General features: G+C 56.6%; 5 protein-coding genes. 3 read left to right on the forward strand and 2 right to left on the reverse strand.

Going from position 1 to position 9,616, the window contains the following annotated elements; all coding sequences use genetic code 11:
• Nucleotides 1–73 precede the first annotated feature (73 nt).
• A complete protein-coding gene (locus tag GNZ12_RS06675; protein WP_172309597.1) occupies nucleotides 74–1,219 on the forward strand; it encodes a hypothetical protein in 1,146 nt (381 codons plus the stop codon).
• Nucleotides 1,220–1,406: 187 nt separating this feature from the next.
• On the opposite strand, the gene GNZ12_RS06680 is transcribed toward GNZ12_RS06675, so the two are convergent.
• Nucleotides 1,407–4,274, reverse strand: a complete 2,868-nt coding sequence (locus GNZ12_RS06680) for a dynamin family protein (RefSeq protein ID WP_172309598.1) — start codon at nucleotides 4,272–4,274, stop codon at nucleotides 1,407–1,409.
• A gap of 472 nt (nucleotides 4,275–4,746) precedes the next feature.
• A complete protein-coding gene (locus GNZ12_RS06685) occupies nucleotides 4,747–5,211 on the reverse strand; it encodes a hypothetical protein (RefSeq protein ID WP_172309599.1) in 465 nt (154 codons plus the stop codon).
• A gap of 304 nt (nucleotides 5,212–5,515) precedes the next feature.
• On the opposite strand from GNZ12_RS06685, the gene GNZ12_RS06690 reads away from it, so the two are divergent.
• Complete coding sequence (locus tag GNZ12_RS06690) at nucleotides 5,516–6,328, forward strand: TerB N-terminal domain-containing protein (protein WP_172309600.1); 813 nt, start codon at nucleotides 5,516–5,518, stop codon at nucleotides 6,326–6,328.
• 96 nt (nucleotides 6,329–6,424) lie between these two features.
• Nucleotides 6,425–9,511, forward strand: a complete 3,087-nt coding sequence (locus GNZ12_RS06695; RefSeq protein WP_172309601.1) for an anti-phage-associated DUF499 domain-containing protein — start codon at nucleotides 6,425–6,427, stop codon at nucleotides 9,509–9,511.
• The last annotated feature ends 105 nt before the right edge of the window (nucleotides 9,512–9,616 follow it).

Here is a 9,616-nt window from a genome sequence, read left to right on the forward strand (position 1 = left end):
GCTTTTCAACAGGAGCTCACGTCGCTGGATTGGCCCGGCGGGCTCGAACATCCTCAGTTTCAAGGACACGCTCATGTTTCAAGACTCTCAAAGCATGCTGCCTCAAGCAAAGCCATCGTTGCCCCATGCCATCGTTCTTGGCGACGATACCCAGCGACCCGCAATCCGCATCGCTCCCCTTTCGGACGAAGAGCGATATCGCACGGCGAAAACGTTGCCTGGGGATTCAATGTTGACTTCCAAACTTAGCGCGGGCCTACAGGCCGTTCCCTCGCTGCTCGTCGAGGAGGGACACCGCGGCAAGCGCCTGATGGAGGTTGTCATCAGTGGTGACCTCGTTCGGGCCAAGGACGGCGTCGGTCTCCGGGCATGGACAGTGGACGCGAACAACAAAATCTCGGAGCACGCAAAGCTTTTCGACGCCGATAAGCTGCAGACTATGGTTAATGCCGCTGCGGTCTGGCAGGTGGCATCGGTCGTCGTAGCTCAGAAGCACTTGGCTGATATCTCCGCCAAGTTAGACGCCATTCGCAAGGGTGTTGAGCACGTCTCGCATTTCCTCGACGAGAAGCGGCGCGCCATGGTCACAGGAACCTACGAATATCTCGAGCTGGCTGCCTCGGCCATCAGCAAGGGGGAGCTGTCGCCAGCAATTCGTACTGAACTTGAGAGTTGCGACCGTGAGCTGATTCAGGTACAGCACCATCTGCAGCAGGAGCTGATTCGGCGGTCTGAGCTACCCATCGAGCACAAGGAGATGTTCGGAACCGAGGACCTCCAGAAGGATGCGATGACCAAATATGAGCGGCTCAAAGACCTTGCGAAAGACATGCGTCTCACCCTGAAGACGCGTGCGCTGGCTTGGTACGTGCTGTCGCTCTACTCCGGGGAACCGGCGCTGAAGCAAGCTCGCATGGAAGGCCTGCTGCGCAGTGTTGAATGGGTGGAAGCGCGTCTGCAAAACATTGAATCGAGTGCTGAGCGTGACTGCCAGAACTTCTCCTCTTTGTGGAATAAGGGCACCACGCTGGCCATTCGCAAGACTAATGTGCGCGAAGCGGCTCAGGCGCTGTCTGACGACCTGGTTACCGGTGCCCACGAGGCCAAGAAGGACGTTCAAGCATCTAACGCCCTGCTCTTGACGCACGACGCACCTACGTACCTTGTGTTCGAAGTTGAGGATGGACGCATCGGCGAGCTTAGGATGTGTGCGAGCTAATCGTGAGTTCAAGCGCCCAGAGCGCGACGAATAGCCGAGGGTGGGTCGCTACACGTGGGCAACCACAGGCCAATCCGTCCACAAAGCGACGACCAGCCCGGGCAGCGACCGAAATCGTAGCCGGCGAACTGCCAACGGCCGTGCGTCAGGTACAAAGGTTTCGGGAAAGGCGGGTTATACCCCGCTTCTATTCATTTCGCACGACCGCCAATGAATGCGACGGTAGCGCGAACACGTCAATTTCAGTCTCTCGCACCTTGCGACTCGCAGGCCTGTGAGCGGCAAGGCCGGTCGCTGGCTTGTAGATATCCAGGCCGCGTCCGAGCTTGAAGAGCACTCCATGGTCCATGACGAGGGAACGGTCATGCAAAGCAGACTCCCGACGCATGGTTAGGATGACTCCAAAATCACGGAACAGCTCTTTGCAGATTTCGTCGATAGCTCGTTCCTGGTGACCTACCAGTTCAGATGGCGCGAAACCTGTCACGATTTCGATTGCTTTGGGCCGCGCCATCTCTGCAATGTGCACTAGGAACTCTTTCAGATTACGAATCTGATGATGTGCGGCCAGATAAGGGTCAATCAGGCAAAGCCGCACCGCCCCAGCCAGATATCGCTGTTCGAACAGCCTTTCGAAGGACCAGCCCGAAGTACCGTCTCGAAGACGGATGCGATGTAGAGTATGTGTCGCGTCACGTTGTATGCGACTCGTCCAATTTTCGGCGTCATCTGACTGAACAGCCTCCTCTGATACAGCAGGGCTGCGCGAAGATTTGTCAGTCGCTTCCGCTGTTTCGACGAGAAGAGCTCCTCCCCGCTTCGTCGACTCGTCCACCGGAAAGGTATCTACCTGCGCTAGGTCTTCAGCGAGTTGAAGCACACCCTGGTAATCCTGCTCAATAGATGCAATCAGCGAACTTGCAGTCTCCTTCTGACCCGCGACCAAGGCTGCAGCGGCAGCGCGTATATTGTCAGTCGCCTGCTCAAACAAAATTTGCACTTCGTTTAATGCAACGCGCGGAGCTCCTTCTGCTGCCCGAACCAGCAATTTGCCGAATTGCTGCCCGCGCTTCTTGAGATGTGCCACGAGAGCGTCACCCAGCAGGCTTTTGACCTCCCGGTAGAATTCGCGGACTTCGCCGGATTGATTGCAAGTCGTTCCCGCCCCCCAGACGGCTGAAACCTTGGCGCGCCGTTCGGAAATGCGCTCGGAAACCTCTTCCGACACGAAATCATTAAGCAAAGTGGTGACGCGAAGCTCCTCGGCGGCTATCTGCTCCTGAGCCCCGCGCAGGGTACGCTCCAAAGACTCCTTAAGCTTCGTAGTTACATCGAATGGCAACGTCGCGCCCAGTTCCAGGGATTCTGAAATCTGCGCCCCATCGCGGGAGAGGCTTGTCAAATAAACCTCAAAGCTCGTTGCGAATTCCGAGAAAGCTTCCGTGTACTCGCTGAGCATCTGCTGAACTTTCGGAAAAATCCGGTTGGCGACCCGTGTCTGGAAGTCGTGCATGTATCCCCAGTAGCCCGACCTTCGCGTGCGCCAGTGCCGACCAATATCGTCCGTCTCGAAGTGATTTAATTGCTGCTCTGCAAGCAGAGAGATGTTTTCAATCAACATCTCGTGCTGCGAACGCTTGAGCTGCAAGATGTCCCCCAGCGACGTCACTTGTTGCTTGACAGCCCCCTCAAACCGTTCGCTAGCCTTCCCAAATTCATCACGAAAGGAATGGAGCTTCTGCTCAGCCACCTCCTTGTCCTTGATGTCGCGGATAGCGATGAGCTTCGTCTGAAGCACCGACTGCAAATCCAGCAGGCTGGTCCGCGCGCCGACGGAAATATTCTGAGCGGTCAGCGCCAGCCGCGACTCGGTGGACAGTAGCCTCAATAGCTGAGTCTTAAGTCGAATCACACCGCCAGGGTCGTCCGGGTCGATGGCGTACGGAACCGGCTTTTTGGCTTTCCAGTCTCGATGCAATACCGCGGAAGTAAAGGCAATTTCAACGTTGCCGAGCTGCTCGCGATAGCGACGCATCGCCGGAGAGTCTTCCTGACTAAGGTCGTTAAGCGTGGCTGCAATCTCCGCAGCGATTCGAATTCGTTCCCGCTCGATTCGGCGCTCGAGCGACTCCGGTTCGTCGTCGTTGTCCTCTGCCGAACGAACATGCTGGTCATAGGTTTGGTCAACCTGCGTGATGACGACAATCAACTGCTTGACCGTGCCTTTGCGGAGCAAGGACAGCAGGAAGTCCTTCTCCGACTGGCTATATGCGACCCCCGATTTGGTCAGGAACAGGATGGCATCGACGTCGTCGACTGTTTTTTCGGTCAGGCTCACACGAAAACGTTCCGTATCGTCCAATCCCGGAGTGTCGATGAGCAGAACGCCCTCCTCGAGAATGGTCGCGGGAGAGGTGATTTCGATGGATTCCACGAGGCAGTGGTGCGGCCTCGACCCAGAGGTAAACTCTTTCAGCTTTTTACGAAACTCCGCTTCCGCCTTCTTGGTTCCGTCAGCAGCAAGCTCAATCTCAATGCTGTAACCACCGGGTCTGATGACCTGCCGCTCGAGCGCCGGCAGGTCGAAAACCTCATCAGGTTCTCCTTCCTTCGTCTTTTTTGGCTTGCCGAATGTGCTCCAAATCTTTACCCGATGTGCATCGATGTGCTTGGCATCCTCGGAGAAAAGTCGTTGAAGCTTGAGCCACTCCTCTTGCGCCACGAATCGGACAACGGCCTTGACCTGTGAGCCGTGACGGAACGTGGTGATGGCAGCTGTCTCCGGGTTCGTATCCTCACTCGCGAGGTGTGCTCCCAATAACTCGTTTACGAAGGAAGACTTGCCAGTCTTGAACCGCCCAACGACGGCGACTTTGTAGTCGTCAGGGAGCTCGTGCGCCCGAAGTAATTCACCCAGCACATCAGCAGTGCGCTTGCATTCCTTGCCAATTTGTGCGATGGCAACGTCGGAGCGCTTGAGCAACGCCTCCCGAACCTGACCGAGGTGTTGCGCGAGCGTGCGAATGTCATTACGGACTTGTTTTGGTGTTTTCATCCCCTCCCCCTTTGTGCAAACAGCAAATCGATTCAGCCTCAAACGCTGACAGGTCGAATTGTCAATTTCACCATTACGGGGTATACGACAGAACTGGCACCGACTTTAGGCGGTTCCCAACACACTATCGCGGCTTTTTGTCGCAGGTAACGTCCCGTTTATGCAATGTAAACGGTTCTAATTCCCAAGCCGATTTTCGGCCGTCCCAGCGAGCCATTCGTGAGGATTTGCCACCAGAATGACGTTGGAATTGCTCGCCCTCGGGGGAGAGCCGGCGATTCATGGGGCCTCGGTTCTAGCGCGACCATGCCGGCAGGCCCCTCGACAGCGACTTAGCGCGCAGGGTAGGTGGCTGATACCCACTCGTCCGACACGCCAAGAAGGAGTGAGAGGTCCCTCACATCCTGGCTAATAGTTCCACGGCCGGGGTGAATTGCCGTCAAAGCCGTGTCAGGCAAGACCGCGGACGCTTTCATTCGGGGCTTGGACCGCCGTTCGTGGCGGTCGTCACGCCGTGGCTTACGCTGCCGTTCTCAACTACCATCCACTCCACCGCCCCAGCCGGATACTCATCCGGCGACTCCCTTGCCAGCAGCTCAACTACCGCCCGCATCTCCCCGGCAACATCCGTCCACCCCGTCGCCACCCGTTCCGCGCCGACATTGCCTCCATCTGCCCGCAACCGCTCCCGCGAACATCCCGTGGCGCCAACTTCCCTCATTGTTTCCAAAAGCCGTTGCGCACAAGCGACCCGGTCCAGTGCGCGACGCAGCCTCACAAAACTGGCGTCAAAAATCAGCAGCTCGCTTGACGCCACCTCAATGTCGGTGGCTGCGTCAGTCAGGCAAACGTTGAGCAAGTCGGCGCAACGGTTCGCGATGTAAGTGAGCGCAAACCTTCGGCTGGATTGGCTGCAAGCATAGTTAGATTGTTCCATCGCTAATACAGCGATGCGATTTATTCCGCCTTATGGCAACGGAACGGTCTCACCGACCGTTCCGTTATCCAACGAAGAGCGCGTAGAACGCCCCTCGTTTCGCCAAATCAGATTCCGCCCATTGAGTCTAGACTTGTTTCCATAGACGGAACGTCCTGTGTTTGTCGGCCAACGACGGCAAAACCCACACTGTGCGCCGACCGCGCGGGACCGCTTGCTTTGGTCGTACTATACTGCTCAGAAATGGCGGCAATAACCGGATGAGTCAATCCGCATAATTCAATAGACGCGAGAGATTGAGACCATGGGCCGGAAGGCGAAGAAATCGGGCTCCGGCACGGGTATGCTGGTGTTGGGCCTATTGCCGGCAATCGTAGTTGCCCCGAAGAGCGCCTGGACCGTCTTCCTTCTCTTCCTGCTTACATGTGCGCTTGTTGCTGCCTTTAGCCAGAACAAGGAAAAGGGCACTGTTTCCGACGGCAAGCCCTTGCGCTCGGCCGAGCCAAGCGATATCAAATCAAACCTTCCAATGTCGCCAAACAATATTGGCAGTCACGTTCAGCCCGACGACGAATTTCTAACGGTGACTCTCTCGTCCGATTCGACTGCTTCGTCCTATCGAGTTGCTCGCCCGTCCCTCGAAACGGCGCCCAACGTCCGCTGGGTTGGCGCCGACGAAACAATTGAGATGGGCGGCGTAAAAACATGCCGCCAGCGATTGGTGGGTGTTCCGGGACGGGGTGAGGCACACAGAGGGCTCGACGCATGCGTGCTCAACCTCAAAGCGAACATCGCACGTTCGGCCAGCGACGGCTCCAATGGATTGAAGGATTACTGGCTCAGCTATAACGGCTTTTCTGCCGAACAGCGGCGCGCCTACCTTCAGTGGTTGGCATCCGACCGCTCGGACCCACGATTGCATCGCAGCTTTGCCGCTTTCTATCCGTATGGTCTCGAGAGACGTGTCCTGGTCGACGGCATGCAGGGAAAGGTGACAAACGACGAATTGAAAGATGTCGCGAATGAACTGAAGCGCCTGAATGCAATATATCCGGACGCCCTGAGGACGGGGTACATTGACGGCTTGCTCGGGAGTTTACAATGGCAGCCGCAATAGACGGTTGATTAGGGAATATTTTCGTCCAGGAACCGCGTGGTGCCTAAGCCGTGCACCCGTAACAAGAATTCTCAAAAATATTAGCGAGTTGTTCCAATGCTCAAAACCGTCAAGCAGGCCTGTAAATTCAATCCGATTATTCGTGACTATAGGATGAGCGAGGGCATCGAAAACCTCTCTTCGCTAATTTCAGATGAAGGTGACGGCCGCGAGTTCTTCGCGCACAACTACATCACCAGCGGAATGGAGCAGATATTCCGGGAGGGGATGCTCCGACTCGACGGCAAGTCTGACCAAGCAGTTTTTGAACTTGCTCAGGCCATGGGCGGTGGTAAGACGCACATGATGATTGCGCTGGGCTTACTTGCCCGGCATCCGGAGTTGCGCGGTGAGGTCCTTCCCGCCAGTCTGATGTCGAACATCGAAGTCGGCGAAGTCCGCGTTGCCGCATTCAACGGCCGAAACAACCCCGAGAACTATATCTGGGGGGAAATTGCCTCTCAGCTCGGCGAAGATGAAGCAATCAAGCCCTATTGGGTCAACGGTCCACGTGCGGTCGACCAGGCTGCTTGGAAAAAAATAATTGGCGACAAACCAACTCTCATCATGCTCGATGAGTTGCCGCCGTACCTCGAAAACGCTAGCACGACTGTCATCGGGCACGGCACGCTCGCAACAGTGACCACTTATACGCTCGCCTGCCTGATGAGCGCGGCACTCGAGTTACCCCGCTGCTGCATCGTGATTGCCAATCTGTCGGGCAGCTACGTCGCTCAAACGAAGTTGATTGCCGACGCCATATCCAACTTGCAGCAGGAAGCTCGCAGACAGGCGAAGACAATTACGCCGGTTCAGCTGGCGGGCAATGAAATCTACGAGATTCTGAAGAAGCGGCTTCTTTTGGAGACGCCCGACGAATCCGTCATCAATGAAGTGGCTGAAGAGTACGCCCAGCGGATTAAGGCGGCAGCAGACGGCGGCTACGTCGTTGCGTCCAGCCTCGAACACGTTACTCAGCAGGTTTCAGAGACCTACCCGTTCCACCCGTCATTCAAGCACCTTGTCGCACTCTTCAAGGAGAACGAGGGCTTCCGGCAAACCCGCGGCTTGATGCAATTCGCCGCCCGTCTTCTGAAGAGCGTCGCTGACCGAGAACTTGACGACGTCTATCTCATAGGCGCCCAGCACCTAAATCTCAACGACGATTCCGTGCGGGATGAGATTGGGCGTATTGCCAACTCCTTACGACCGGCGATGACGCACGACCTGGCGGACAACCAACGCTCGATAGCTGAAGAAATCGACAACCAGCTGGGTACGGATGCTGCCCAGCAGGTTGGTGCACTGTTGCTGGCCTCTTCGCTGTCACGCTCCGTTGGCGGGCGTATCGGCCTCACAGAAGCCGAAATCATCGAATTTCTGGCCGCGCCCAATCGCAAACCCGACGAATTCATGACCGCATTGGAGAAGCTGCGGGAGCATGCGTGGTATCTCCACCGGGAAGAGCAACGGTACTACATCAAGGAGACGGAAAACCTCTCTCGGCAGATTGAACGTAACGCCCGGGACGTCCCGCAGCCGAAGATTGACCAGGCGCTCATCAACAAGCTCATCGGTTTATTGCAGCCGGTGAGCAAGGCTGCCTACCAAGAGGTTCAGGTGCTACCCAAGCTCGACGACCTAAAGTTGAGCGGCCCCCGCGTGCTGATGGTCGTTCGTCCAGACGGAAAACTCCCGCCAAGCGTGCTTGCGAACTTTTTTAATTTCCAGGCCGAGAAGAACAATTTCTTGGTGCTATCCGGCCACGATAGTTACCTCGCAGACGTCGTCGAGGAGCGACTGCGCGACTTGTATGCAATCGAGGCCATCTGCAGACGCCTGCGGGAAGGCGACTCGCTGTTTGAAGAGGCGAGAGACCGTTTCGAAGATGCACAGCAACGGTTCAACAAAGCGTTGTCCGGTGCCTACAATCGGCTTTACTTCCCCAGCCTAGATGAGTTGGATGGTCGAGAAAAACTGATGATGGCCACCATCGACAACGGCTTGAATATGGGCGTTGGTGCGCAGTCCGCCGAGCAGCAGATAGAGCAGTTGCTAGCCAGCCCCCGTGCAAACTATAAGCTGGTGCTCAATTTGTCCGGAGGGATTGGAGACCATTGGGCCATGGCAGAGGTCGAGCTCTGGCCAGAGCGTGACCGTCGCACTCCATGGAAAGATGTGTTGATGCGAGCAAAGAGCAATCCAGGGTGGACGTGGATGCCAGGAGCCGGCGGCATGGATGCGCTCAAGGCCGAAGCGTTGAAGCAAGGCCGGTGGCGGCAAGGCGCGGACGGCTACGTCGAGAAGGGTCCCTTCCCAGCAGAGAAAACTTCAGTAAATGTAACCGTGCAGAACGCCAACGCTGAAACAGGCGAAACGTTGCTGACGCTGACCCCGCGCAATGCCGGCCCCAGCCCAGTGGTTCACTACGCGCCTACGTCGAAGGTAGGTGTGCGGGACCCGAAGGTCGAGGACCTAGACAACTTCGGTACAACTGAGGCTACTTTGTATTTCCTGGCGGTGGATATGGAAGGGAAGTACGAGGCCGGCGAACCTCAACGCTGGACTGCCGAACTGCGCGTGCGCCATCAAGTTCAGGCTGTTGCCGACCACCGTATGGTTACCCTGCAGTGCACGCCGGCGGCCGATATGCGCTACACGCTGGACGGCGTCAACCCGAAAGACGGTGTGCAATACGACAAGCCTTTCGAGGTCGGCTCCAGTGCGATTCACCTGATGGTGTATGCGTCTGCCGGTGAAGCTAGCCGAACAGCGGAATTCCCAATCCCCGCAGCAGGGGACAAGAAGGTACAAATCGACGATACCAAGCCGGCTCGGCTCTCAGAAGGTAAGCGTGTTTCGCTCGACAGCACCGACAAGGTGTTCGGTATTCTGAACACGTTCAAGAGCCAGCCGAAAACGACGTTCAAGGGCGTTAGCATCCAGATTGGTGAGGGTGAGCACACCGTCTCCGTGCGGTTCCAGGAACGCGAAATCACTGCTGCCACGATTGAGAGCGCCATCAACGGCCTGCGCAAGGCCTTAGGGGACGAACAAGAGGCGGTCACTGTTCAAATCAAGAGTGGCGCGACGTTTGATAACCCCCCCGCGTCAGAATACTTGTCGCTCCAATACAATCGATGAATCGGGGGCGATGATGAGAAAGCGAATTGGCAAAATACGGACAAGCATTCAAGGACAGAGCGGTTGCACGGTTGTTGCCGCCGGAGAGCGCGGCGTTGGAAGACG

It is taken from the genome of Paraburkholderia solitsugae (assembly GCF_013177695.1).
GTDB lineage: Bacteria > Pseudomonadota > Gammaproteobacteria > Burkholderiales > Burkholderiaceae > Paraburkholderia > Paraburkholderia solitsugae.

Excerpts from the sequence above, each read along its gene's own strand:
- GNZ12_RS06675 (WP_172309597.1), top strand. The coding sequence starts at position 74 with ATGTTTCAAGACTCTCAAAGCATGCTGCCTCAAGCAAAGCCATCGTTG.
- GNZ12_RS06680 (WP_172309598.1), bottom strand. The coding sequence starts at position 4,274 with ATGAAAACACCAAAACAAGTCCGTAATGACATTCGCACGCTCGCGCAA.
- GNZ12_RS06685 (WP_172309599.1), bottom strand. The coding sequence starts at position 5,211 with ATGGAACAATCTAACTATGCTTGCAGCCAATCCAGCCGAAGGTTTGCG.
- GNZ12_RS06690 (WP_172309600.1), top strand. The coding sequence starts at position 5,516 with ATGGGCCGGAAGGCGAAGAAATCGGGCTCCGGCACGGGTATGCTGGTG.
- GNZ12_RS06695 (WP_172309601.1), top strand. The coding sequence starts at position 6,425 with ATGCTCAAAACCGTCAAGCAGGCCTGTAAATTCAATCCGATTATTCGT.